The 25943-nt window shown below is 59.6% G+C and carries 22 protein-coding genes; 9 read left to right on the forward strand and 13 right to left on the reverse strand.

Annotated features, from left to right (window positions below; genetic code table 11):
- Positions 1-189 precede the first annotated feature (189 nt).
- Entirely contained in the window at positions 190-684 is a 495-nt protein-coding gene (locus AC1DON_RS05160; RefSeq protein ID WP_476933680.1) for a DUF4304 domain-containing protein, read from the forward strand.
- Here AC1DON_RS05160 and AC1DON_RS05165 read toward each other — a convergent pair.
- The 5 genes from AC1DON_RS05165 to AC1DON_RS05185 all read right to left on the reverse strand — a co-directional run bounded on the left by AC1DON_RS05165 (position 652) and on the right by AC1DON_RS05185 (position 4609).
- Positions 652-1836 (reverse strand): glycosyltransferase, encoded by a 1185-nt coding sequence (locus AC1DON_RS05165; RefSeq protein WP_476933681.1) that lies wholly within the window; start codon positions 1834-1836, stop codon positions 652-654. The genes AC1DON_RS05160 and AC1DON_RS05165 overlap by 33 nt on opposite strands.
- Before the next feature lie 113 nt (positions 1837-1949).
- The gene (locus AC1DON_RS05170) at positions 1950-2177 is read right to left on the reverse strand and encodes a hypothetical protein (protein ID WP_476933682.1); all 228 of its coding nucleotides are present in this window, start codon (positions 2175-2177) and stop codon (positions 1950-1952) included.
- 305 nt (positions 2178-2482) lie between these two features.
- Positions 2483-3694, reverse strand: coding sequence for an LL-diaminopimelate aminotransferase (locus tag AC1DON_RS05175; protein WP_476933683.1), 1212 nt, complete (start codon positions 3692-3694; stop codon positions 2483-2485).
- Between the two features lie 122 nt (positions 3695-3816).
- Positions 3817-4131 (reverse strand): ArsR/SmtB family transcription factor, encoded by a 315-nt coding sequence (locus AC1DON_RS05180; RefSeq protein ID WP_476933684.1) that lies wholly within the window; start codon positions 4129-4131, stop codon positions 3817-3819.
- The gene (locus AC1DON_RS05185) at positions 4121-4609 is read right to left on the reverse strand and encodes an SRPBCC family protein (RefSeq protein ID WP_476933685.1); all 489 of its coding nucleotides are present in this window, start codon (positions 4607-4609) and stop codon (positions 4121-4123) included. The genes AC1DON_RS05180 and AC1DON_RS05185 overlap by 11 nt, the downstream gene beginning before the upstream one ends.
- Before the next feature lie 137 nt (positions 4610-4746).
- Between AC1DON_RS05185 and AC1DON_RS05190 the strand changes: the two genes are divergently transcribed.
- Entirely contained in the window at positions 4747-5187 is a 441-nt protein-coding gene (locus AC1DON_RS05190) for a methyltransferase family protein (protein WP_476933686.1), read from the forward strand.
- A gap of 2 nt (positions 5188-5189) precedes the next feature.
- Here the strand turns inward: AC1DON_RS05190 and glmS are convergent, their stop codons facing one another.
- Entirely contained in the window at positions 5190-7031 is a 1842-nt protein-coding gene (glmS, locus tag AC1DON_RS05195; protein WP_476933687.1) for a glutamine--fructose-6-phosphate transaminase (isomerizing), read from the reverse strand.
- A 251-nt stretch (positions 7032-7282) separates the two neighbouring features.
- On the opposite strand from glmS, the gene glmM reads away from it, so the two are divergent.
- On the forward strand, positions 7283-8626 hold the full coding sequence (glmM, locus tag AC1DON_RS05200; protein WP_476933688.1) for a phosphoglucosamine mutase: 1344 nt from the start codon (positions 7283-7285) through the stop codon (positions 8624-8626).
- A 44-nt stretch (positions 8627-8670) separates the two neighbouring features.
- Positions 8671-9912, forward strand: coding sequence for a serine hydrolase domain-containing protein (locus AC1DON_RS05205; protein ID WP_476933689.1), 1242 nt, complete (start codon positions 8671-8673; stop codon positions 9910-9912).
- A gap of 24 nt (positions 9913-9936) precedes the next feature.
- Here AC1DON_RS05205 and AC1DON_RS05210 read toward each other — a convergent pair whose 3' ends face one another.
- The 5 genes from AC1DON_RS05210 to AC1DON_RS05230 all read right to left on the reverse strand — a co-directional run bounded on the left by AC1DON_RS05210 (position 9937) and on the right by AC1DON_RS05230 (position 16106).
- A complete protein-coding gene (locus AC1DON_RS05210) occupies positions 9937-11115 on the reverse strand; it encodes an acetyltransferase domain-containing protein (RefSeq protein WP_476933690.1) in 1179 nt (392 codons plus the stop codon).
- Between the two features lie 177 nt (positions 11116-11292).
- Positions 11293-11901: a nucleotide exchange factor GrpE gene (gene grpE, locus AC1DON_RS05215; RefSeq protein ID WP_476933691.1), complete on the reverse strand. Its 609-nt coding sequence runs from the start codon at positions 11899-11901 to the stop codon at positions 11293-11295.
- Positions 11902-11931: 30 nt separating this feature from the next.
- On the reverse strand, positions 11932-13026 hold the full coding sequence (hrcA, locus tag AC1DON_RS05220) for a heat-inducible transcriptional repressor HrcA (protein ID WP_476933692.1): 1095 nt from the start codon (positions 13024-13026) through the stop codon (positions 11932-11934).
- A 75-nt stretch (positions 13027-13101) separates the two neighbouring features.
- Positions 13102-14001, reverse strand: coding sequence for an alpha/beta hydrolase (locus AC1DON_RS05225; RefSeq protein ID WP_476933693.1), 900 nt, complete (start codon positions 13999-14001; stop codon positions 13102-13104).
- Complete coding sequence (locus AC1DON_RS05230; RefSeq protein WP_476933694.1) at positions 14001-16106, reverse strand: glycoside hydrolase family 97 protein; 2106 nt, start codon at positions 16104-16106, stop codon at positions 14001-14003. Before AC1DON_RS05230 ends, AC1DON_RS05225 begins: the two co-directional genes overlap by 1 nt.
- Positions 16107-16452: 346 nt before the next feature.
- Here AC1DON_RS05230 and AC1DON_RS05235 point away from each other — a divergent pair, with 346 nt between their 5' ends.
- A complete protein-coding gene (locus AC1DON_RS05235; protein ID WP_476933695.1) occupies positions 16453-18867 on the forward strand; it encodes a glucan 1,4-alpha-glucosidase in 2415 nt (804 codons plus the stop codon).
- Positions 18868-19344: 477 nt separating this feature from the next.
- On the opposite strand, the gene AC1DON_RS05240 is transcribed toward AC1DON_RS05235, so the two are convergent.
- Complete coding sequence (locus tag AC1DON_RS05240; protein ID WP_476933696.1) at positions 19345-19866, reverse strand: hypothetical protein; 522 nt, start codon at positions 19864-19866, stop codon at positions 19345-19347.
- Positions 19867-20297: 431 nt separating this feature from the next.
- Here AC1DON_RS05240 and AC1DON_RS05245 point away from each other — a divergent pair, with 431 nt between their 5' ends.
- The 3 genes from AC1DON_RS05245 to AC1DON_RS05255 all read left to right on the forward strand — a co-directional run bounded on the left by AC1DON_RS05245 (position 20298) and on the right by AC1DON_RS05255 (position 23408).
- Positions 20298-20864, forward strand: coding sequence for a helix-turn-helix domain-containing protein (locus AC1DON_RS05245; RefSeq protein ID WP_476933697.1), 567 nt, complete (start codon positions 20298-20300; stop codon positions 20862-20864).
- 10 nt (positions 20865-20874) lie between these two features.
- On the forward strand, positions 20875-21387 hold the full coding sequence (locus AC1DON_RS05250; protein ID WP_476933698.1) for a GNAT family N-acetyltransferase: 513 nt from the start codon (positions 20875-20877) through the stop codon (positions 21385-21387).
- Between the two features lie 116 nt (positions 21388-21503).
- Positions 21504-23408 carry a PAS domain-containing hybrid sensor histidine kinase/response regulator gene (locus tag AC1DON_RS05255; protein WP_476933699.1) on the forward strand — a complete coding sequence of 635 codons (1905 nt, stop codon included), beginning with the start codon at positions 21504-21506 and terminating at the stop codon, positions 23406-23408.
- 12 nt (positions 23409-23420) lie between these two features.
- Here the strand turns inward: AC1DON_RS05255 and AC1DON_RS05260 are convergent, their stop codons facing one another.
- On the reverse strand, positions 23421-23693 hold the full coding sequence (locus tag AC1DON_RS05260; protein ID WP_476933700.1) for an usg protein: 273 nt from the start codon (positions 23691-23693) through the stop codon (positions 23421-23423).
- Between the two features lie 182 nt (positions 23694-23875).
- Here AC1DON_RS05260 and AC1DON_RS05265 point away from each other — a divergent pair, with 182 nt between their 5' ends.
- Positions 23876-25891: a M3 family metallopeptidase gene (locus AC1DON_RS05265; protein ID WP_476933701.1), complete on the forward strand. Its 2016-nt coding sequence runs from the start codon at positions 23876-23878 to the stop codon at positions 25889-25891.
- Positions 25892-25943 lie beyond the last annotated feature (52 nt).

Raw genomic sequence — 25943 nt, forward strand, 5'->3', positions numbered from 1 at the left:
GGGGAGCCTTCCGATCCTCATTGCACCTATGTGCAGGGTCGTGATCGCGAAGGGTTTGAACAAGGGCGCAAAAGGCTTGCGCGGATGTGGTGCGTGCAATGCGATAAACGGGCCAAAGAGTCAAGCCTTAAGCCGGATTGGCCTTTGCTTCGGTGGGTTCATGCCGTATCGTCCGGTCGGAGATCCCAGATGACGCCCATATCTGAAAACCCAGCTGGTGCTCTTGTCTCGCCTGAGGTGCGGAAGCGCAGTCTGCGCCTGCTGATTAACGAGATCGACGACATCCTCAAGCCGCTGGGATATGAGCGTGAGAATTCCGGCCAGGGCACTGTCTGGATACGCAGGACCCTGGCGACCCAGACCTATGTCCACATCCAGAAAAGCAAGTATGGCGACGCCTGCTTTATCAATATCGGTCATGAGCCGGGGTCTTATAAAGAGGATGTCCCGTCATTTCGAAACGGCACCACGCAGCGGGTGGGCCAGCTTCTGGGCGATATTGCGCACGCCAATCGTCTCGATATGCTGAGTTACAAAGACCTGGATGGTGCATCGCCGCTGCGGCGTGAGATTGTGGACCTTATCCGCGACAAGGCCGAGCCTTATCTGGCGAAATATCACTCGGGCCTGGATCGCTTCCTGACCCGCCTTTTAAAGCCATTGATTGAAGGGAAGCGTGGCTAGAGCCTGCCACGGTTCATGCAGGCCTGCGATGGCGCGCCGGCCGTCCTCGCGCATTCTGCTAAGGCCCGCGCGGGTGTCGACCAGCTCGCGGATGGCGCTTGCTGCTGCGTCGAGGTCGGGGTCTGCCCAAACCTGGTCGGGGTCGTTTTCAAGACCGGTATAGGGGCCTTCGCGGTCGTCGATCTGGATCATTTTCGCCGCGATCAGCCAGGCATTGTCCCTGGTCATAAAGTCGACATTGCCGGACCAGCCGGTGGCGATGACCGGCACACCGGCCGCCATGGCTTCGGCGAGCGGCAGCCCGAAGCCTTCCGAACGATGCAGGGACAGGACGGCATCGAACGCAGCGATGAAGGTGTCCATATCGGCGTCGTTCAGCTTTTCGCTGATGATTTGAATATCGGCGCGTTCGGACAGCACCGCGTTCAGCCGTTGTTCGGTGGCGCGATCCATACTCAGGTCACTGACCTTCAGCGTCAGTCGCGCGGTTTCCGCTGGCACTGGAAAAGCGCGCGTCCAGGCGTCAATACTGCCCCAAGGGTTCTTGCGCACGTTCGAGGATTTGATGTCGAACAGGCTCAAGATCTCGCACAGCTCCGGCTGAAGACCGAAGGTCTGGCGGATAGCGTTGATTTCGGCGTGGCCATGCGAGGGCGGCAATGGCACCGGATGCGGCATGATGCGCAGGCGCGCATTGAGATCATCGCGCCCGGCGACGGTAAAGGTTCGGGCTACGGCGTCATGGACAAAGCGGCTGGGGACCCAGATTTCGTGGAGGTAATCGGCTGCGAACACCCAGCTTTTCGGCGCTTTCGGCGTCTCCCACGCCCAAAAGCCGATGCGATAGCGATCAGCCCAGCTTTTAGGGTCGTGCGCCAGAAAGGCAACAAGCGCTTCGGCGGGGTTGGCGTGAATGTACCAGACGCCGCCCTGGCCCGGCAGCGCCATGCCCCCCTGGACAAAGCGCTTAAAGGCCGGGCGCAAGTCATATTCGCTGAATGTGTAACCGGCTGCCTTAAACGCCGTCGCCGATAGCCGTCCTGCCCGTCCTATGCCCAGGCTGTCGTTCAGAAAGCCCGAGATGACGAAATCACCGGAATGGATGGTCGCGTTCCCGGCCTTGATCCACGAGCGGCTGCGCCATTTGGCCAAGTGCTCAAGGGCGCCGTGGATAAGGGGCAGTCGAATGCGAAGGGGAAGGCGCCTGAGGCTCATGCGAGGTCCGGATCAGTTTGCGCCGAACCTATAGCAAAAAGAGTGCAGCTTTAAAGCCCCAGCCACTTGCGGCGTTGCGTCCAGTAAGATTGAAAACGGTCAGCCTGAATGTCGTTTTCAAACGTCACGACCTTGACCTGCTCCGCGCCGCGCGTATCGGCCCGAACGGAAATGGCATCGGCTTCGCTTAACGCAGAGGCTTCAACGAATTTGAAAAAGGCTCCGAAGAAAGCTTCCTGCTCCGACGCCGAGTTTACGTTGAATTCTACACTGACCACGCTACACCTCTTTAATTTCCCAGCGACCTTAAGGCCCGATAGCCCTGGCGGTCGATGTGAAGCCCGCGTCGATAATGTCAAGTTTTGACAAAAGTGTGCACTGCACCATGGGAAGTGAAGCGCAAATCCAGGCGCGAGTCAAAAGATTAAACGATTTTATGGTGTCCAGCCTCAACCGGTGTGACGTGATTGTCGCAAAAATGCAAAAATCACCCGCATTCCGGTAACGGCCGGAGCTTTTTTGCCATTATGAAACAGGTGCTTAAGACCCTGTGCCAGAGGCCGTAAAACGGCGTCAATTCGCGCTAAGCAACCTTCACGGGGCTGTTCGATTCGACTTTGGCGTCCGGTTGTAACAATTTTTTGATGTTGCGGGCGGCCTGGCGGATGCGGTGTTCATTCTCAACCAGGCCGATACGGACATAGCCTTCGCCATATTCGCCGAAACCGAGACCGGGTGCGACGGCGACGTGCGCCTCCTCGATCAGCAGCTTGGCGAATTCGATTGAGCCCATGTGCTCGAACTTCGGCGGAATCTTGGCCCACGCGAACATCGACGCCGGTGGTGGCGGAATGTCCCAGCCGGCACGCTTCATCGACTCGATCAGCACGTCGCGGCGCGACTTGTAGGTGGCGCGGATGTCATCGACATTGTCCTGCGGACCGTTGAGCGCGGCGGCGGCGGCGACCTGGATCGGCGCGAAGCCACCATAGTCGAGATAAGACTTTACGCGCGCCAGTGCGGCGCAGATTTGGGCATTGCCTACAACCATGCCAATACGCCAGCCGGCCATGGCGTAGGTCTTGGACAGCGAATTGATCTCGACCGAGCGCTCAATGGCGCCTTCGACCTGCAGAATGGAGGGCGGCGGGTTGTTGTCGAAATAAATCTCTGAATAGGCAATGTCGGAGAGCACGAGAAGATCGTGCTTTTTCGCCAGCTTGATGACCTCCTTGTAGAAGTTGAGATCGACCCACTGCGCGGTCGGGTTCGACGGATAGGAGACGATCATGATCGACGGCGTAGGCACGGAATGCTTCACGGCCTTGTCGATGCCCGACAGGTATTGCTCGGGGGACAGGGCCGGGACATGGCGGATAACGCCGCCGGCCATCAGGAAGCCGAAGGCGTGGATAGGATAGGCCGGGTTCGGGCAGATGACCGTGTCGCCCGGCGCCGTGATCGCCATGGCGAGATTGGCGAAGCCCTCCTTGGAGCCGAGCGTGGCGACGACTTCGGTGTCGGGGTTCAGTTTGACGCCGTAGCGGCGATCATAATAGCCGGCCATGGCCTTGCGCAGGCCCTGGACGCCTTTTGACACCGAATAGCCGTGCGTCTTGGGCTTCTGGACTGTCTCGATCAGCTTGTCGACGATGTGCGGTGCCGTCGCCATATCGGGATTGCCCATGCCGAAGTCGATCACGTCAACGCCTTCGCCACGCAGGCGGGCCTTGACCTTGTTGACCTCTTCGAAAACGTAGGGGGGCAGGCGGCGGATACGGTAAAAGTCGCGCATGGGATGGCTGTCTGGGAATGATGAACAAAACAGGAGTTGCTGGCATATTGCCTATGTTTTGTCGTTTGTCATCCCGAGAAGTTTATTTTTTTCGGAAATTTTTGCGCCAATCGGTAAAAATTCTAATCTTCGACCAGATTGCGAAGTCGCGCCAGACGGGCATCCCAATGGCGCGACAGTGCATCGAGGCTGCGCCGGGCACGGTCAAGCGTCGACGCTTCCAGTTGCCACAGTGTCGTCCGGCCGATGCGCTGACGCCTTGCCAGGCCGGCCTTTTCAAGGACCTGGAGATGTTTGGTCACAGCCTGACGCGTCATCGCCGTGCCGGTGCTGAGGTGCACGATGGGTGACGGTCCTTCGGCGATCAGACGTGCGATCAGCGTCAGGCGCGTTTCGTCGCCAAGGGCGGCGAAGACTTCGGCGGGTTCAGCGGGCAAGCCACGCCTCCACCATATGGATTTGGGCCTCCCAGCCGCCTTCATTGGCCGTAAAGGCCTGGGCCTGGCGCTCCGGCGGCAACTGGCTGAAACCGGACTCGGTTATGGTCAACCGCGTGCCGCCGTCTGCAGGTTCGACGGCAAAGGTCACCAGGGTCTCGGCCTCTCCCGAATAGTCCTTGCCTTCATCGACGGCATAAGGGTGCCAGCGGAAAGAAAACAGGATTTGCGGCTCTATCCGTTCGATGACGATGTTAAAGGGAAAGCCCTCATATGGTTTTTGCATCTCGGCAATTTCGTCGTTAACGACGGTCGGTGTCATCTTGCCGGCGATCGGCTGGCCCGTGACGAACGGGCCGTCGAAACGGCAGCCGAACCACTGGCCAAACTCCGATGAATCCGCGATCGCTCGCCAGACGCGGTCCTGGGAAGCCTTAAGATTTATGGTTTTGACAATAGCATCGGGTATCTGATCCATGGCAACCTCCAAGTTGCATAATGTGCCAATCGCCCACAAAAAGCAACTAAAAAGTTGCTAAAAATTGCGAGTCTAGGAAATGGTAGGCGAACGGCCTATGGTGTTGTCATCGTTCGCCAATGAGATTCGCACCTGACATGAAACTGCTGCCGCCCGTGCTTGTTGGCATACTTGCCGTTGCCATGTTCGCCAGCCGCGTCTGGTTTCCGGGCGTTGTCCTGTTCGGGCCGCCGTGGGTCAATATCGGCCTGCTGGGCATTGTCGGTGGCCTTTACATGTCCGTGACAGCCGCCAGCCAGTTCCGGCAAGCTCATACCAACCTTATGGCGTTCAATGACCCGGATGTGCTGGTGACGGATGGATGGTTCAAGATAAGCCGCAACCCGATATATCTTGGCTTTGCGCTGTTCCTGACAGGCATTGCGATCGGCACAGGCGGGCTTATCCCGCTGATCCTGGCGGCGCTCTTTATTGTTATTGCCGACCGCTGGTATATCCGACAGGAAGAAGCGGCCATGCAGCGCGTTTTCGGTGCGGCCTATGAGGACTACTGCCGCACGACGAGACGCTGGCTCTAAAGCTACTCCACCGTCACCGACTTGGCGAGGTTACGCGGCTGATCGACATCGGTGCCCTTGTGGACGGCGGTGTGGTAGGCCAGAAGCTGGATCGGCACCGAATAGATCAGCGGCGCAATAAACGGATCGCAGGCCGGATTGCGGATGACCTTCAATGTCTTGGCAGCGTCACCCGACAGGGCGGGCACTTTTTCAGGGATGTCGGTGATCATGATGACGCGGCCGCCGCGCGCGGCGACTTCCTGGACATTCGACGCCGTCTTCTCAAACAGCTCATCATCGGGTGCGATGACCACGACTGGCGTGTTTTCGTCGATCAAGGCGATCGGCCCGTGCTTCAGCTCGCCGGCGGCATAGCCTTCGGCGTGGATATAGCTGATTTCCTTGAGCTTCAGTGCACCTTCCAGCGCCAGCGGATACATGGCCCCGCGACCGAGATAGATGACGTCACGCGCCTTGGACAGGTCATAGGTCATGCGCGTGATTTCAGAATCCATCTTCAGCGCTTCAGCGATCAGGCCTGGCGCTTCCAGAAGCGTGCGCACCAGATGCGCCTCTTCGTGCGCGGTGATCTTGCCGCGCTGACGGGCGGCGGAGATGCAAAGCGCCAGAAGCGCCGACAGTTGCGAGGTAAAGGCCTTGGTCGAGGCGACGCCGATTTCGGGTCCGGCGTGGGTTGGCCACAGGATATCGGCTTCACGCGCCATGGTCGAGGAGTGGACGTTGACGAGTGCGGCCGTCTTCAGGCCTTGCGACTGGCACCAGCGCAGCGCCGCCAGGGTGTCGGCGGTTTCGCCCGACTGCGACACGGCAACGGCCAGCGTGCCGGGCGTGACGGCCGGGCTGCGATAGCGGAATTCGGACGCGACTTCGACGTCGACTGGCAAACCCGCCAGCTTTTCAAAGGCATAGCGCGCGATTGAGCCGGCATAGTAGGCGGTGCCGCAAGCGATAATCTGGATGCGGGCGACCTGACCAAAGTCGATGACCGCCTTGATGTCCTCGCGCACGCTGGCGGCAACGGGATCGAGATAGGCTGACAGGGTTCGCTGGCAGCTTTCCGGCTGTTCATGGACTTCCTTTTCCATGAAGTGGCGATAGGCGCCTTTTTCGACCAATGCCGCAGACGCTGATACGTGGGTCAGGGGGCGGTTGACCAGCGCGCCCTTGGCGTCAAACACCTGGGCGCCGCCGCGTGTAACGAGGGTCCAGTCACCTTCTTCGAGATAGGTGACGCGCTGGGTGAACGGGCCGACCGCAAGCGCATCACTCCCCAGGAACATCTCCCCGTCGTCACCCCAGCCGACGACCAGCGGCGAGCCGCGCCGCGCGCCCAACAAGAGTTCATCCTCGCCCTTGATCAGGATGGCCAGGGCGTAGGCGCCGTGCAGGCGATCGAGTACCCTTTTGAAAGCGTCCTTGGGGGCTGCGCCGGGGTCGAGCGCCTCATCGAGCAGATGTGCGATGACTTCGGTATCGGTATCCGAGGCGAATTCGCGGCCCTTGGCCTTCAATTCGCTTTTCAGCTCGGCGAAGTTTTCGATGATTCCGTTGTGGACGACAGCGACGCGGCCTGCGCTGTGGGGGTGGGCATTGCGTACGCTCGGTGCACCGTGGGTCGCCCAGCGCGTATGGCCGATGCCGACGTGACCGGCGATCGGTTCCTTGTCGATAACGGCTTCGAGGTTACGGATCTTGCCTTCGGCGCGGCGGCGTTCTGGACCACTTGGCGTCTGAACAGCGATGCCGGCGGAGTCATAGCCGCGGTACTCCAGACGCCGTAGCGATTCCAGCAGGCGAGGCGCAGCGTCCGAATTGCCGATAATGCCGATAATGCCGCACATATGGTCTTGTCCCCGCAGTCTTCAAAAAAAGCGTATCCTCCATAACAGAGAACCCGTGAGGGAGGCGTAAATTGCCGTGACAAAAGATTACATAGCGGCGGTTAAAACCTTATGGAAAATCGCTTGTTAAGACTTGCGCCGTAACATTGGGAACGAAGATGTGAGTGGCGGGGGCAGGGCGCGGGTTTATAACCGGGCGGCACGGTTTTCGCATCGAAACCGCTAATACCAATTTCACCAGCAGAGTGCGAATGAGCTCAAGAAAGTACTTCGGCACCGACGGCATCCGTGGCCGCGCCAATGCCTTCCCCATGACCGCCGAAGTCGCCTATCGCGTCGGCATGGCTGCCGGCAAGATGTTCATGTCCGAGACCGATCGCCGCCACCTGGTCGTCATCGGCAAGGATACGCGCCTGTCAGGCTATATGATCGAGCCGGCGCTTGTGGCAGGTTTCACCAGTGTTGGTATGGATGTGCGCCTGTTCGGGCCGCTGCCGACGCCGGGTGTCGCCATGATGACGCGGTCGATGCGCGCTGATCTGGGCGTGATGATCTCGGCCTCGCACAACCCCTATGCCGACAACGGCATCAAGCTGTTCGGCCCCGATGGCTACAAGCTGTCGGACGAGGTCGAGCTGGCCATCGAGGCGCGCATGGACGGCAATATCCTGGAAGGCGTTGCCGAAGCGCACAAGCTGGGCCGTGTCCAGCGTTTGGATGACGCCCAGGCGCGCTATATCGAAATCGCCAAGGCCAGCTTCCCGCGTACCCTGACGCTCAACGGCCTGCGCATCGTGCTCGATTGCGCCAATGGCGCCGCCTATAAGGTCGCGCCGCTGGCGCTTTACGAACTGGGCGCCGAGGTTTTTTCGCTGGGTGTCACGCCTGACGGCATAAACATCAACGAAAAGTGTGGATCGACCCAGCCCCAGGCCATGGCCGAGAAGGTCAAGGAACTGCGCGCCGATATCGGCATCGCGCTGGATGGCGACGCCGACCGCGTGGTGATCTGCGATGAAAACGGCCAGATTGTCGATGGCGACCAGATCATGGCGATCATCGCTGGTAACCTGGCCAAGAAGGGCTTGCTCAAGGGCGGCGGGGTCGTCGCAACCGTGATGTCAAATCTCGGACTTGAACGCTTTCTTAACGGTATTAAATTGAAATTGGAGCGTACCAAGGTTGGCGACCGTTACGTCATGGAGCGCATGCGCGAAGGCGGCTTCAACCTGGGTGGCGAACAGTCCGGACACGTCATATTGATGGACCACGCCACGACTGGAGATGGCCTTATGGCCGCTTTACAGGTATTGGCGGTTCTGGTCGAATCCGGTAAGACTATGTCGCAGCTGGGCCGTCAATTCGAGACGGTTCCGCAGATACTTAAAAACGTCCGTTTCACCGGCGCAAGTCCTCTGGACACTGACGCTGTGAAGCAGGCGATACGGGAGGGCGAAGAGATGCTCAAAGGGTCCGGCCGCGTGCTGGTCCGGCCTTCGGGTACCGAGCCTCTCATCCGGGTCATGGCCGAAGGCGATGACGAAAAACAGGTCAAGGCGGTTGTGAACCAGATTGCCGAAGCCATGAAAGCCTAAAAGCCCGCCAACCGACGTCGGGCCAGCGTAGACGGACCAAGCGTATGAGTTTCGAGCCCCAAAAGCCGGTGTCACTGTCGCGGCGCGCTGCCGTGGGTGTACTCCTGGCAGGTCTGACCGGAAGCGCCGCCACGCATCATATGATGACCAGTGGCGGCCGCAAATATGCAACCTTCGCGCCCCAGTCCAAACCTGAGGTTCATCTTACGCCTCGTCATGAGTGGCCGTCGGTCGACGCCCTGGCGCAGAACATCGTCGATCAAAAGGTGTCGCCTGCCGTCAGCGTCTCGGTGATGCGCGCCGGCGAACTGCTTTATTCCAAGGGGTTCGGCGTCACGGATTTTGACTCCGGCAACCCGGCCAGTGGCCGCAGCGGCTTCCGCATCGCCTCGATCTCCAAGCAATTTACGGCCGCCGCCGTCATGGTGCTGGCCGAAGCTGGCGCGCTATCGGTCGATGATCCGCTGTCGCGTTTCCTGCCGGCATTTCCGCGCGCCGCCGATATCACCCTGCGCCAGATGATGAGCCATACTGCCGGTCTGGGCGACTATATCAATGGCAAGTCCGAAGACCAGCTGGTCGAGGCGCGCATGCGCGACTTCTCGTCCGACGAACTGCTGCGCATTATCGAAACGACCAGCCGCCCGCTGTACAAGGCGCAACCCGGCGCACGTTGGGCCTATTCCAACAGCGGTTTCGCGCTGCTGGGCATCGTGGTCGAGCGCTTATCGGGGCAGTCACTCGGCAACTTCTCGAAAAAGCACCTGTTCGATCGCGCCGGCATGACCCAGACGGCGATTGATGCGACCTGCCAGGCGTCCGAAGGCTGCCACGGCTACCGCAACAACTTCCGCAGCCCGCATGGCTTCGACCGGGCGCAGGCCCTGGCGCCCAGCTTTATCGGCGGTGCAGGCGCAATCCGTTCGACGACGGAGGACCTGGTGCTGTGGCACGATGCGCTTCTGAGCGGCAAGGTGCTGAAGCCTGAGAGCGTGCAGGCCATGCTGACCCCGGCGGTGTTGAAGAACGGCCAGCCGGCGCTGGAGCGCGGCGGATCCGAGCCGTTGGAATACGGGTTCGGGCTCGGTCTGGGCCGTTATGAGAATTCACCGTTCGCGGCCCATGGCGGGCGGGTCAATGGCTTTACCGGCCACCTGCGCAGCCTGACGGGTGAGAAGCTGAGCGTGGCCATCCTGTACAATTGCGACTGCACGGGTGCCGCCACCTTTACCGGCATGCATAAGCGGCTGCGGGCCGAAGCGTTCAAGCAGGGTATCCTGGCGTAAAGTGGGGTCGCGAACCATTATAGTTTAAAGGTAGCTATGCCACCACGTCTTGTGCGCTGCGCGGTGTTTCGCGTAGGCGCTGGATATCGGGTAGAGAATAGCCAGTGCCGTCAGCCACACCAGATAGGTTTGCCAGAGGGTCAGGCCCCAACCGTCCTTGATCAGGCGGCTCGGATCGCTGAGATGTCCAAAGAAGTGTTCGGCCGGAAAACCCATGGCGATACCGATGATCAGCCCCAGGCCGTGCGCGACATAGACATGCAGCAGATAGGTCAGGAGCGGTGTCCGTCCGAAAGCCAGCAGCGGCGTCATAATGATTTTGGATGCGTGTTGCAGAGCCAGCCCGATCAGAGTTGAAATCCCAAGCGTGATCAGCACGTAATGTAGCGACGGCGGATATTTGGTCACGTCCATGATCGCCATCCAGGTCCGGTCCGGATTGGCCGGAACTGCCCACAGGCTGCCATTGCCATAGAAATTCGGCAGGCGCAGAACAAGGAACAGGGCAATGAAGGCAACGGCGCCAACGGCTAAGGTTCGCGTACGCCTTTCCGCTGGCAGGAGATAGATCCAGCCCAGCCCATATCCCAGGCACATGACGCCGAACCACGGAATGACGGGGTAGGGGATAAAACCGCCAGGTACCTGGCCCGGCTGCATCATCAGCGTCCACACAAGTCCCCAGTCACCAAGCCCAGACGCCTGGATGCCGTCGAGCAGGTTATGGCCGGCGACGATCGCGACGCCGGTCAGAAGGACGGCCGGTCGCGGCAACCAGACCATGCCGGCCATAAAAATCATGCTGACGCCGATGGCCCAGATGACCTGGAGGAAGATGCCGGGGGCGAAGTCGAAGCCGAAATTGACGACCGTCAGTTCAAGGAAGACGAGCCACAGGCCGCGCGTCAGCAGAAAACGCGACAGCGGCCAGCCGGTCTTTCCCTTAGTTGACTGCAGGAAGATCGACACACCCGACAGGAAGACGAAGGTAGGTGCACACAGATGGGTGATCCAGCGCGTGGCGTAAAGCGCCGGCGTCGTGGTTTTCGGATCGAGCGGATTGCCCGTCATGCCTGTCAGGTGGACGAAATCGCGTGTGTGGTCGAGCACCATCAGCACGATGACCAACCCCCGCAGGGCATCGACGAAATCAAGCCGCGCGGCTGTCGTGCTTAGCGGTGTGTCGGCTGATGGTGTTGTCATGACGCGCTCCCCGAATGGGCGAGCGTAATACGTTGTTATCCGAGTTGTAAAGCTTCTGGGGTGTGGGGCCTGTGGCCCCGCAAACCTTTATTTCAAAGAAAAACCCTCGCCTTTTTAGGGCGAGGGTTTTTCTTTGAAGGGAAGACTTGGGGTCCCAGACCCCAAACACCATAAGTTTTACGCCTGGGTATTCACGGTCTCGCCAGCGGCTTCACCGGCATCGCCGTCGTAGCCGTTCTTCGCCGGTTGCGCGCCAGCGGACTTTGCCGCAACCGCCACCATTGCCGGGCGGATAACGCGGCCGAACAGCTCGTAGCCGGCCTGCATGACCATGATGATACCGCCGCCCTGAACGTCCTCCGAGGGCTGTTCCATAACGGCCTGATGCAGGTTCGGGTCGAACTTGTCGCCCTTCATCGGCGCGATCTTCTTGACGCCGTTCTTTTCGAACGCACCGGCCAGTTCCTTTTCGGTCATGTCGATGCCTGCGACGAAGTTCTTGAAAGCCGGATCGGTGATCTCATTCGGCGCCGACGCCAGGGCACGTTGCAGCACGTCGGCGACGTTGAGCAGGCTGGTGGCGAAACGCTGGATGCCGAAAGCGCGGGCGTCGTTGGACTCACGCTCGGCGCGGCGCTTGGTGTTCTCGGCTTCGGCCGCGTATCGCAGGGCCTGCTCCTTGAGCGCGACGTTTTCCGCCTGCAGCTCTTCGAGCGCCTTGTTGAGAAGCTCCGTGGCGTCCGCTTCCAGGTCGCCGGTTTCAGGAGTTTCCGTCTGTTCACTCATATCGCATAGGTCCTTAAACGTTCAGCCGCCTTAGTCGAGCAGGCGGCCCAGAATCTTGGCTGTGTAGTCCACAAGTGGGATGATGCGTGCATAATTCAACCGGGCCGGGCCGATGATGCCGATAGCGCCGACCACCTTGGGCCCGCTGCCACGACCGTCACTCATCATGTAGGGCGCTGCAATAACAGCCGAACCCGACAAAGAAAACAGTTTCGACTCGGCGCCGATGAAAATTCTTACCCCCTGAGCGTCACGAACGTCATCGAGCAGGTCGATCAGCTCTTCTTTTTGCTCGAGATCGTCGAAAAGCAGGCGAACGCGTTCCAGGTCTTCCTGAGTTTCAGCACCGCCCAGCAGATTGGCACGGCCGCGGACGATCAAAGAGCGCTTTTCCTTGTCACCGCCTGACCAGACGGCCAAACCCGCCTCGATCAGCGTCGCGGCGGCTTCGTCGAGCATCTGGCGTTCCTGGTCGAGCTCGGTCTTCAGCGTTACACGCGCCTCTGCGAGGGTGCGGCCTTTCAGATGGACATTCAGATAGTTGGACGCCTGTTGCAGCACGGACGGGGTCATCCCGCCCTGCAGAGGCATCAGGCGGTTTTCGACCCGGCCGTCGTCATAGACTATGACCGCAAGGGCCTGATCCGAGCTTAAACTGATGAATTCGACGTGCTTGACGCCAGCCTCAAACACCGGGGTCATGACCAGGCCGGCACCTCCGGCCAAACCCGACAACAGATTTCCGGCCTGGTGCAGCGCTGCGTCGAAGGTATTACCTTTTGCCGTCAGGCGGGTTTCGATGTCACGCTTGGCCTCTTCGCTAAGATCGCCGATTTCCAGCAGGCCGTCGACAAACAGGCGCAGGCCCTGGTGGGTTGGCAACCGCCCGGCCGAGGTGTGTGGCGCGGAGAGAAGACCCAGCGCCGACAGGTCCTGCATGGTATTGCGGATGGAGGCCGGCGACAGATGGACGCCGCCCTTGGACAGGGTGCGCGAGCCGACGGGTTCACCGGTCTCCAGGTAGGTTTCCACCACGTGGCGGAAGATGTCGCGTGCCCGCGCGTCGAGCTCGCTCAACGGCGCGGTCGAATTCATCAGGCCGGACATGTGGGGAGAAAGTGTCATTGCGGCGATTGTAGCAAATCAACGGCCACAGCCAAGGGGGATGTGCGATTATGAAAAATCGGGGGCGCCTTTGGCTTAGCGCTGCAACATAAACACCAGCGGAATATCCAGCCGTTTGCGCCAGTCGGTTTCGGAGTGCTTGGTGTTCTCAAAAATCTCGGCCTTGAAGTCGCGGCCTTTAGTCCAGCCCGCCGCCGGAAAGATGGGCGTGATCGCCGCTTCGTAAGGCGTGAATTCGGCGTCGAGCTCCAGCGTCCCCTGGTCGGTATAGATGCGGTCGCGGCCGGGCTTCAGCTTCGAGGTCTTTAGCCACATGGCCCAGGCCGTGCGCAGGACAGCGGTATCGGCCTTGATGTGCGCATCGTCCATGGCCCACGACGCCATCAGCCACGGCATGGACAAGGATGCCGATGCTCCGAATACGGACGGATATTCGCCGTGGGCATAGAGCGCGATATGCCCGCCCATGCTCGATCCCATGATGGCGGTATGTGCCGCGTCGGTCAGGGTCGGGTACTTGCCATCGACAAAAGGCTTCAGCTCGGTGACGACGAACTGCAGGAAGTTATCGGAGTTCGGTTCCTTGCCGTCCTCGAATGCGCGCACGCGGGCCTGGTAGTCCTTGGGCAGCAGGCGATAGACGCGCTCTGGCATATATTCGCGCGTGCGCTCATTTATATTGTCGATCCCAACAACGATGGTCGGTGGTATGCGCCCGTCCTTAATCAGCTTCGGCACGGTGTCGGCCACACCCCAGTCGGCGCCGCTATAGGGGCTGGGCGTATAGAGGTTCTGGCCATCCAGCATGTAGAGGACGGCGCAGCGCGTCGCCTCCTGGCATTCGTCGGGCACAAACACCGTCACATCGCGTGGTTCGACGTGCTTTGACGCAAAGGCCGGAAGCTTGTCGAGCCGCGGCTCTGCCGCTGCCGGGAAGGCGAGCAGCAGGGCCACGAACAGGATGCGCTTCATCATTATTTCTTGGCCTTGCCGGCGACGAAACGGATCGCCATGCCGCCGCCGGGCGCCAGGCGGATCTTCAGCGTTTCGCCAGCCATGACCGTCTTGCTTTCGATGACGATATCGAAGCGGGCGTCGCCGGTCATGCCGGCATTGGGACCGTCGCGATAGATCTGCGCTGTATAGCTGCGGTTGGCGTCGAGGAAGTTCAACGGCACTTCGACGTCACGCGCATTTTCATCGGTGACCGCGCCGACATACCAGTTGTCGGAGGCGCGGTCCTTGCGCGCGATCGTCGCGAAATCACCGACCTCGCCATTGAGCATGATCGACTGTTCCCAGTCGACTGGCACGTCCTTGATGAACTGGAAGGGCTTCGGATACTTGGCGTAGTTGCTGGGCAGGTCGGCCGCCATCTGGATCGGCGAATAGATGACGACGTAGAGCGCGAGTTGCTTGGCCTGGGTCGAGGCGATCGGTCGGCCCTGCCCTTGCAGTGACAGGATGCCCGGCGTGAAGTCCATCGGTCCGGTCAGCATGCGCGTGAAGACCAGGTTCGCTTCGTGCTCGGGCGGGTTCTGCGGATCGCCCCAGGCATTATACTCCATACCGCGCTGGCCTTCGCGCGATACCCAGTTCGGATAGGTGCGGCGCAGGCCCGTGTCCTTGATCGGCTCGTGGGTGTCGATGGCGATGTGATATTTGGCTGCCGTCTGCACGTTGAGCAGGTAGTGGCGGACCATTTCCTGGCTGTCGTTCCAGGCAAAGCGGATGCTGCCGTCGGGCGCCTTGACCTTGGCGCCGCCGGCATCGGCGACGTAACCGGTCTTGACCGAGTCGACACCGTATTTTTCGTACAGCTTGAAGCCGTCTTCCATCTGCGGTTCGTAGACGACGGTATTGCCCGAGGTCTCGTGGTGGCCGACCAGATGGACGCCCTTTTTCAGACCATAGGCCGACAGGGCGGCCAGGTCGAAATCGGGATAGGACTGGGTGAACGAGAAGTCGTCGCCGCGCGCGAACCAGTCTTCCCAGCCCTTGTTCCAGCCTTCGACCAGAACGCCGCGGAAGCCGTTCTTGGCGGCGAAGTCCATGTGCATCCTGGTGTTGTCGTTATTAGCGGCGTGGCGCGGGCCGTATTCCCAGGTGCCGGTGTTCAGGTGCATCTGCCACCAGATGCCGACATATTTGTACGGCTTGACCCACGACACGTCGCCCAGCTTGTTGGGCTCGTTGAGGTTCAGGATCAGGTCGGACGAATTGTAGAGCTTGGCCGCCGAATCCGTGATCTGGATGGTCCGCCACGGCGTCGGGAAGGGCGCGTCGCGCACGACCGGTGCGCCGAGGGCCGACGGCGCCAGGCGGGTTTTCAGGCGCTGGCCGTCGACGCGGCGCAGCCAGTAGGCGGCGTAGTCGACAAGAGCCGCTTCGTGGAAGGAGATATAAAGACCCTTATCCGTCTTTAGCGTCATCGGCGACTGGGCCTCGGCGACCTGGTTCAGCGGCGTCTTCTGGTAGACATATTCCTCGCGGTTCCACTCACCGGCGACGTTCCACCAGGCGGTCGCGGGATCGGCGACGGCGAACTCGGTCAGCTCGTCCATGATCTCGAGCTTTTTCAGCTGCGGCTGGTCGGGGAATTCGTAGCGAAAGCCGACACCATCGTCATAGATGCGGAAGACGACCGTCATCTTGCGGTCCTGCCACTTCTTCTGCACGACATCGACGCGTAGTTCTGTGTAGCGGTTCTTGACGATGCGGCGCTCGCCCCAGGGCAGCTCCCAGGTCTCATCATGCGAAGTGATGGCGCTGGTCTCATAGCTGAAATAGCGGTCGAGCTTGGGGGCATTGGCCAGGATCAGGCCCAGGCGCGACGGCTCGATGACCATGTGGCCGTTGCGCGTCACCTGATAGGACAGGTTGCCGTCGCCGCTCAGCAGCATATCGACGTGCAGGACCTTGTCGGGCGAGTCCGCACCGGCGATCGACTGGTATTTTGGCGCCGCCTGCGAACTTTGCGAAACGTCGGCGGCGGCGGCATCCTGCGCCAGCGCGCCACCGGCGCTTAAGCTCAGGGCAAGCGAGATGGCGATCGCCGAGGGACGAATAAGGGCCTGCATGGTGTTTCCTCTGGGTGTGTGTGCACACGCTTGATGTCAGGCTTAAGTTGGGTTCCCGTGCCGCTTAAGCTGGACGTGAATGTAACGCCGCGACGACTGGCTGGAAACAGGCTGAATACGTATTCACGCCACCCAGCCCCCAATTTTTGCAAAGCCATGTCCAGTAAATTAAAGGATTTGAAGGCCATTTTTTGCACCGGCTGCAAAAAAATCCATCTCAAGAATACGTATACCGTGAGACTCGGTGCCCGGCTTGCGTCATGATGCTGTCAACGAAGTGTTAAGCCTCGAGGCGGCGCCAAAAGCGGCCGGAGGTCAGGGAATTGGTGTGAGGAAGACCGTGTCCATGCTGCGCACAAAATCTGGCGTTATCGGTGTGTCGTGTGCGGCGCTGGCCTTCGCCTTGTCTATGCCTGCAGTGGCGGCCGAAGAGTTCTTCGGCGATCACAATCCGACCATCGCCTCCACTGGACCCGCGACCAATGGGCCTGCCGTGGCGTCGCCATGGTCGAACGCCATGAAGCAAGGTATTGGCGCGTCCTACGAGGCTTACAAGGATTACAAGTATTCGGACACGGCTACGACCGGCACGGTGTCGAAGGTGTGGTTCTCGCTGGCCGAGGGTATCATCACCGAAACCATGTTCGGCCGCATCGACCAGGCGCAAATCCGCGAGTTGAAGTTTGCGGTTACGGGTAAGGGTTGGACCGCCTTTGAGGGCGCTGACACGACCTCGCACATCGCCTATATCCATACCGATGCCGCCGGCCGGCCTTTGTCGCCCGCCTATCGCGTAACGACGACCGACAAACAGGGCCGTTTTGTCATTATCAAGGACGTGCTGACCGATCCGGATCATCAGTCGCTGGTCCTGCGCGTAACGGTCAAGGCGCTCAAGGGCCCGGTCACGCCGTATCTCATTCTCGACCCGTCGGTCGCCAATACCTCGGGCGACGACGAAGGCGCCGCCAATGTCGATGCCCTGACCGCCTGGCAAGGCAAGGCCGCGATCGTGCTGCGCAGCAATCTGCCGTTCAAAAAAGCCAGCGTCGGCTACACCGGCGTGTCGGACAATATCGCGGAACTGACCAAGGGCCAGGCCCTGGGGAAGCTCAACAGCAGCCTGAAGGACGGTAAGGGTAATATCCTGATGGTCGCCCAGCTGGCGACCGTCATCAAGGCTGCCACGCAGGATTTCGCCCTTGGTTTTGGTGCGTCTTCGCAGGCCGCCGGGGCCGAAGCCTCGGCCACGCTGAAGACCGGCTACGCCAAGGTCCTGGCGAAGTTCAATGCCGACTGGCAGGGCTATCTCAACGGTTTGGGCGACCTCAAGAGCCTGGTGCCGCTGACCGGCGACAATGGCAAGCTGCTGTATGCCAGTGCCATTGCCCTGAAGGTCCAGGAAGACCGCACCTATGCCGGCGCGTTGATCGCCTCGCTGTCCAATCCGTGGGGCGATGCGCTGAAGACCGACGTGTCGCACACTGGCTACAAGGCGGTCTGGCCGCGCGACTTCTATCAGGTCGCCATGGCGCTGGCCGCCTTGGGCGACAAGCAGACTCCGGTCGCCGCCTATCGCTACCTGCCGACCGTTCAGGTCACGGCTAAGATGAAGGGCAATACCGGTGTCACCGGCTGGTTCCTGCAAAAGACTCACGTCGACGGCACGCTGGAATGGGTCGGCGTTCAGCTCGACCAGACCGCCATGCCGATCCTGTTGGGCGCGCGCCTGGAAGCCATGGGCCTGATCCAAAAGGGCGAACTGCTGTCGTCCTACACCACCATGCTCAAACCGGCCGCCGACTTCCTGTCGAACGGCGGCAAGATCGGGCTCGACTGGAACAGCGCGACGATTGCCCCGCCCTACGCCCAGCAGGAACGCTGGGAAGAGCAGGAGGGCCATTCGCCTTCGACGACCGCCGCGATCATCGCCGGTCTGGTTGCTGCGTCCGATATCGCCACCCAGGCCGGTGACAGCGCCAGCGCCCAGCTCTACGCCGCCAAGGCCGACGAATATTCGCAGAGGCTGGACCAGCGCCTGCTGACCACGACCGGCAAGGTGCGCGGCGAGGACAAGCCGGCGACCTATTACCTGCGCATTTCGCGCTCGGAAGACGCCAATAATCCGGGTGTGCTCGATGAACGCAACGGCCTGAAGGGCCTGCGCGCCGACCTGATGGTCGATGGCGGCTTCCTCGAACTGGTGCGCTATGGCGTACGACCGGCCAATGACAGCAAGATCACCGGCTCGCTGGCCGTGCTCGATGACCAGACCCTGCCGGACAATCTGCGTGTCCGTTACGATTTCAAGTTCGGCGACCTGACAGTCCCCGGTTTCCGCCGTTATGGCAATGATGGCTACGGCGACAAGACCTCGGGCGGAGACTATGGCGACATGACCCCGGACCAGCGCGGCCGGGTGTGGCCGATTTTTACCGGTGAGCGCGGCCACTACGAGCTGGCGGCCGATGCCCTCAAGCCCGGCGGCGCCACCGATGCCGACGTCCAGGCGATCCGCGCCACCTATGTGCGCGGCATGGAGGCCTTCGCCAATGAAGGCCTGATGCTGCCGGAACAGGTCTTCGACGCTGTGGGCTCGCCGGGGCCGCACGACTATGTCGTCGGTGAAGGCACGGATAGCGCCACGCCGCTGGCATGGAGCCACGCCGAATATGTGAAACTCTTGCGCAGTTTGCGTGACAAGGCGGTCTGGGACAGGAACCCGGAAACCTTCGCGCGTTTCGTTCAGGTCAAGGAATAGGTCTCAACCCTTTGACCCAACTAAGCCCTCGCCGTGTCTCCCGCGGCGAGGGCTTTTTCTTGTCAGATTATACTAAAGCATTTGATTCATGAATTAAACAAAAGAGCACTTCAGATTGTAGAGGCGTTGCGATCCTATTTTCAAATTATTCAAAATTATGGTAAATGCCGACGTACGTTCTGCTCGCGATTCTTTCGTTAAGCACAGTTAGGCCCAACGGGGGCAATACCGCCCTTAATGGAGAAGTCCAATGACTGAACGTAAAATCGGACGAGACGCTGGCAATGGCCAGTTTATCCCCGTGAAGGAAGCTCAACGCCGCCAAAAAACAGCGGTCGTTGAGACAATAAAGGTTCCTGCTAAGCGCAAGCGTAAGTAGGTCTTGGGGCGTTGTTGTGGTGTCGAGCCTGGCAACGCCTTTCCTTCTATTAAAGTTAATGATCTCAAAATATTAAAAATTGCTTAATGCGAATTTTGCTATCTCATTTTGAAAAGCACAAAGGCGCAGAAGGCACGGCGGTCTTTTGTATCTGCAGATTCAAAATTACGGATTGCATTTACAACAGTGGTTATATCGTTAATCACTTCCGATTTAGTGAATTTCGAGTGTGGGTCATAGTCGGCGGAATGACGCTTTGCTTGCATGGTAACAAAGGTATTTGCAAAGTCTTCAATAGGTTTTGGAAATTTTGAAATCATCTTTTGATTTCGGCAGGCGTCATTGGCCGAGAGATGAGCTAAAGCTCTGTAGGTTTGCTGCCACGCCTTTTTACTTTTGGTCGCGTTCTCTCCGCCGATCATTAGATCAGCACAAGATCGAGCTAATCTATGGAACATTGCATAGTAAGCAGTGCTTAGAGCGCGCCTTAAGTTGGCCTGAGAGGGTTTGACCTTGCCACTAGATACTAGCAGATTGGCTGTGGCGATTAAATCAAGCGGCCGCAATGCCGATTTTCTTTGCATCGGATTGAGAAACAAACCGGAAAATGGGAAACCCACTTTCGTTAGTTTCAGCCAAACGTGACCTAGTGTGTCTTACTATGCCAAGCGTTTTGTCAGGGTCCAAAATGCCCTTCGGTGCTTCGTATATGACCGTAACGCTGTATATCGCCTGATCGAAATCATCGAAGTCATCCGATACAGTGACATCCAATATGTGTACCGTCTCGCTTGCGAAGCGGTCTCTTACAGTGCTCTCAATAATGCGCTTAATGGCATCGTTCATAACATTCATCGTGCCAGCCCCCGGTTAACGCTCCTTTAATATAGCATTAACGACTCGTTTATGGGACTCCGTTCCTGCATATTGTCAACATAAATTGATAAATAAACACTACGGAAGATAACCTCCCTATAACGCCCTGCTCTGTCCCAAGAATGGCCCTCCAGCAAAATTTGCATTTATCCGAATCGTCTATTATAATGGATAAATGAGCAATTCTATAGACGGCACAAGCGAGCGCATCGCGCGGCGTATCCGGCTGGAGCGCGAAGCGCGCGGTTGGTCGCTGGCCGATCTGGCGACGCGCTCGGGCGTTGCCAAGGCAAGCATTTCTAAAATAGAGCGCGGCGAAATGAGTCCTACCGCCGTCCTGCTGGTCAAGCTGTCGGCGGCCTTTGATCTGACCCTGGCCGGGCTGCTGCTGCGCGCTGAAGGCAACGGCGGGCGGGTGTCGCGCGCCGCTGATCAGCCTTTGTGGACCGACCCCGAAACCGGCTATGTCCGCCGCCAGGTTTTTGTCCGTCCCGACCATCCGGTCGAAGTCGTGCGCGTCGAAATGCCGGCGGGCAAAAGCGTAACGCTGCCAGCCTCCTCCTACGCCCGGATTCGCCAGGCCGTGTGGGTCATGGAAGGCGAAATGGTCATTACCGAAGGCGGTGAGCGTTTCGAGCTGAAGTCCGGCGATTGCCTGGGTTTTGGAACACCTGCCGACACCACCTTCGCCAACGAAAGCGATAGTGTCTGCGCCTATGCCGTCGTGCTGGCGCGAAGCTAGGGAGAGGACCATGGATATTCGCACCCTCGGGACCACGCTTCCTATCCGCGAAGCCTTAAGCGAAATCCTCGTCGAAGTCGTGGCGGACGGCGGTTCGGTCAGCTTCATGCACCCGCTGGCGGTTGACGCGGCGGCGCGCTTCTGGAACCTGTCGCTAGCGGCGGCGGAACGCGGCGAGCGTATTGTTCTGGGCCTTTTCGAGGATGAGGTCCTGGCGGGGACGGTGACGCTGCTGCTTGATTGTCCGCCCAATCAGCCGCACCGGGCCGAAATCGCAAAGCTGATGGTCCGACCCAGCCATCGCGGACGTGGTTACGCACGGGCCTTGCTGATCGAAGCCGAGGCGCGCGCGATTGCCGCCGACCGGACGTTATTGGTGCTCGATACTGCCACCGATGGCGGCGCCATGGGGCTTTATGAAAGTCTGGGCTTTGTTCCGGCGGGCGTCATTCCCGATTACGCATTGAAACCGCACGGCGGTTTCACGGGTACGATGATCTACTGGAAACGTATCGGCGTATAAGCTTCTTCGGCATTTCAGAGTCTTATTGGTTTTTTATTCCGATCCATGTCAATTCTGCCTTCCGCGGGTACCAGTCAGGTAACGACTACTCGCACTACGGGGACCGGACGTCCAATATGGATTTTGTAACTCAGGACGATGCGCAGACAGCCAGGCGTTACTTGGCGGCCATCGTCGATTCTTCCGATGATGCCATTATTTCGAAGACGCTCGACGGTGTCATCACCTCCTGGAACTCTGCAGCAGAGCGGATATTCGGCTATTCGGCAGAAGAGGCGGTCGGCAGAAACATCTCGCTGATCATCCCGAAGAACCGGCGAGACGAGGAATATGTTATAATCGGCAAGGTCCGCGCCGGCGAGCGCATCGATCACTTCGAAACGGTCCGTTGCGCCCGGAACGGCACGCAGGTCGATGTCTCGCTGACGATCTCGCCGATCCGCGATGATGATGGCAATGTTATCGGCGCGTCGAACGTCGCCCGCGATATCCGTCTCTCGAAATCCGCCGAGCGAACCAGCGCCTACCTCGCCGCCATCGTCGAGTCGTCGGACGACGTCATCGTTTCCAAGAATCTCGACGGCGTCATCACCTCGTGGAATGCCGCCGCCGAGCGCGTTTTTGGCTACACGCCGGAAGAGGCGATCGGCAAGCACATCACGCTGATTATCCCGCCCGACAAGATCGAGGAAGAATACGGCATCCTCGCCAAGGTCAAGTCGGGCCAGCGCGTCGAACACTTCGAGACCGTGCGCCGCGCCAAGGACGGCGACCTGGTCGACATATCTGTGACTGTATCGCCGATCCTCGACTCGAGGGGCCGGATCATCGGCGCTTCCAAGGTTGCCCGCGATATCGGCGAACGCAAGCGCACCCAGGCCTTGCTTGAGGACAGCAATCGCCGGCGCGACGAGTTCATGGCCAATATGAGCCACGAACTGCGCACGCCGCTGAATGCGGTTATCGGCCTGGCGCACATCCTGTCGAAGTCGGAGCGGCTGAACCCGCGGGAACAGCAGTGCGTCAGCATGATCCGCCAAAGCGGTGACACGCTGCTGGCGCTGATCAACAACCTGCTTGACTATTCCAAGGCCGAAACCGGTTCGCTGCAACTCGAAGCCATAGAGTTTAACCTGCCGGAAGCCGTCGAAAAGACCGTGATGATGCTCGACGCCGAGGTGAAGTCGAAAGGGCTGGAGCTAGGTCTGTCCTACGACGGGCCGTTGCGCGAATACTACATCGGCGATCCCTTGCGCTTGCAGCAGATCGTGACCAACCTCGTCGCCAATGCCATCAAGTTCACGGAAAAGGGCCGCATCGACGTCACCGTAGCCCTGAAGGCCGAGGAGGCGGACCAGTCGTGCCTGGCCTTGTCGGTGGGGGATACCGGTGTCGGCATTGCGCCCGATAAGGTCGATCTCATCTTCGACAAGTTCATGCAGGCCGACGCGTCCGTGGCACGCTCGCACGGTGGGTCGGGGCTGGGCCTGTCGATCTGCAAGGCGCTGGCCGAAGCCATGGGCGGGACCATATCGGTTGAAAGCACACCGGGCCTGGGCTCGACCTTTACCGTCAATATCTGCCTGGCCCACAGCGGACGCGATGAACGGATAAATGAAGATACGGACGCGTATGATGGCCATCGCAATGTGCTGGTGGTCGAGGATTTCGAGCCGAACGTGCTGGTGGTGTCGAGCGTGCTCGACGAGCTGGGCTACAGTTACGACGTGGCGACCAATGGCATGGAAGGCGTGCGTCGGGTCGAACGCGGCGCTTATGATCTGATCCTGATGGACGTCCAGATGCCGGGTATGGACGGGTTCGAAAGCACCCGCCGTATTCGCCAGATGGAGTCGGAGCGCGGCACCCACCGCACGCCGATCGTCGCCATGACTGCCCACGTCTTCGACCGCGACAAGCACAAGTGCCTTGAAGCCGGGATGGACGATTTTATCCCAAAGCCGTTCGATCCGAAACAGCTCGAAAGTGTACTGTCGCGGCTGATCACGCAGTTGCATTAGGGTCTTTCCGACCTAGTGCAGGGTAAATTCGCCATCCACGGCCCGCCACTCGCCGGGCTTGATCAGCTTTTGGTGAGCGTAACGCACCGAATGCAGCGGGCCGTCGAGATTGGTATGCCAATAATCAAGGAACTTCTTCAGCGCCGGAAAATCCGGGGCGATATCATAGTCCTGCCAGACATAGGTCTGAAGCACGGACCGGAAATCGGGCATGTGGTATAGGATATGAGCGGTGGTAAGTCCGTAGCCCATCATCTGGAGCTGGAATTCTGGAGAAACACGCATTTTGACTTGACTCCTTATAGACAAAAAGCGTACCGCGTTTCAGCCGATTTTCAATAAAATTATATGTAAATACAATATATTAGCAGCAATGCGCGATGAGTGCTGCCAAGGGCTGACAAACCTAATTGCGCCGTTCCTATTATCATTCTATTCCTTTTGAAACGATCTCGAAGAGGGCCACCATGTCACGCTTCCATTTTGCCGCAACCCTGCTTGCCGGCGTCCTGTCTGTGAATCCCGCTTTCGCCGCCACCAAGACCGATGCCGATGTTGACGCCCTGCTGAAGGCGCTGCCGCTGGCCGAAGCCTCGGCAACCGCGATCGCGGCGCGCTGCGACGGCATCTACACGCTCTCGAATCGCGCCAAGACCGAGCTTGAGGCGCGTAAAGGGGCCGCGACCCTGAAGGACGACTTTGCCGCCTTTGACACCCTGCTGCTGGGCCTGGGCGACGGCTTCAACGAGATGTACCTGATCTCGCAGACTTCGACCTCGAAAGAGGCGCGTGATGCTGCCGAAGCCTGCATTCCGAAACTGTCGGACCTGTCGACCGCCATTTCGCTGTCGCGGCCGATCTATGATCGCCTGGCCGGCATCCCGACCAAGGGGCTCGACGACAAGACGGCCTTCACGCTCAAGAAGATGCTGACCAACTACAAGCTGTCGGGCGTCGACAAGGACGATGCGACGCGGGCCAAGGTCACGGCTTTGCAGACCGAGATCACCCAGATCGGCCTGAAGTTCGCCGCCAATATCCGTGACGACAAGGGTGACATCAAGCTTAAGCCGGAAGACCTGGCCGGATTGCCGCAAGACTATATCGACGCGCACAAGCCGGCCGCCGATGGCTTTGTCCATCTGACCTACGACTATCCGGACGTCTTCCCGGTTCTTGATTTTGCCAGCAAGCGCGACACGCGCAAAACCGTCCTGACCGGCTTCCGCAACCGCGCCTGGCCCGCCAATGAGACGGTGCTGAAGTCCTTGCTCGAAAAGCGTTATGAACTGGCGCAAACCCTCGGCTATCCGGACTATTCGACGCTGATCACCGCCGACAAGATGATCGGCAACCCTGGGCGTGCCGCCCAGTTCCTTGATGACGTCAATGTCGCTGCCAAGCCCGGCGCCGAGGCCGATTATGCCGAGCTGCTGGCCTTCGCCAAGACGGTCGATCCGTCGATCACCAGCCTGCAATCCTACGACAATGCCTATCTGTCGAACCTGTTGCGCAAGCAGAAATATGCGGTCGATGCCGCCGAAGTCCGCCAGTTCTTTACCTACGACAAGGCGCGCGCCGGTATTTTTGGCCTGATCAGCGACCTGTTCGGTGCGGAGTTCAAGCCGTGGGATACGCCGGTGTGGGACAAGAGCGTTTCGGCCTGGGAGCTGTACGATAAGAAAACCGGCAAGCTGGTCGGCCGCTTCTATCTCGACATGCACCCGCGTGAGGGCAAGTACAACCACGCCGCCCAGTTCCCGATCCGCACCGGCATCGAGGGCCGTCAGGTGCCGGTTGGCGCGCTGATCTGCAACTTCCCGGGCACGGGCCCAATGGACCACGACGACGTCGTGACCTTCCTGCATGAGTTTGGCCACCTGATTCACGCGCTGTATTCCGGCCATACCCAATATGGCGCGCAGTCTATGGGCAACCTGCAATGGGACTTCATCGAGGCGCCGTCGCAGCTGCTCGAAGAATGGACCTGGGACTACGACACGCTGAAGACGTTCGCGTCCAACCCGAAGGGTGAGGCGATCCCGCAGGACCTGGTTGCCAAGATGAACGCCGGCCGCCGCTTCGGCGAACCCGGCATGTGGAAGCGCCAGCTCGGCCTCGCCGCTGTGTCGCTCAACTACTATAACCGCAAGCCCGACTTCGATCTCGACAGCATGTACGACCAGCAGACGGCGCGCTATTCGCAGTTCCCGCCGCTGGAAGGCGCGCACGACTATGCCAGCTTCGGTCACCTCGATGGCTATTCCTCGATCTACTATACCTACGTCTGGTCTAAGGCGATCGCGCTCGATCTCTTCACCGAGTTCGACAAGGCGGGCATGCGTAATCCGGAGGTTGCCGGCCGCTATCGCAAGCTGGTGCTGGAACCCGGCGGTTCGCAGGACGCCAATGTGCTGATCCAGAACTTCCTGGGCCGGCCCTTGAGCCTCGACGCCTTCAAGACAGAATTGCAGAAGAAATAAACTGTCCTTCTCACTGAAAACTTACGATAAATCTGGGCACATGGCGGCATCC

It is taken from the genome of Asticcacaulis sp. P4_H10 (genome assembly GCF_056400965.1).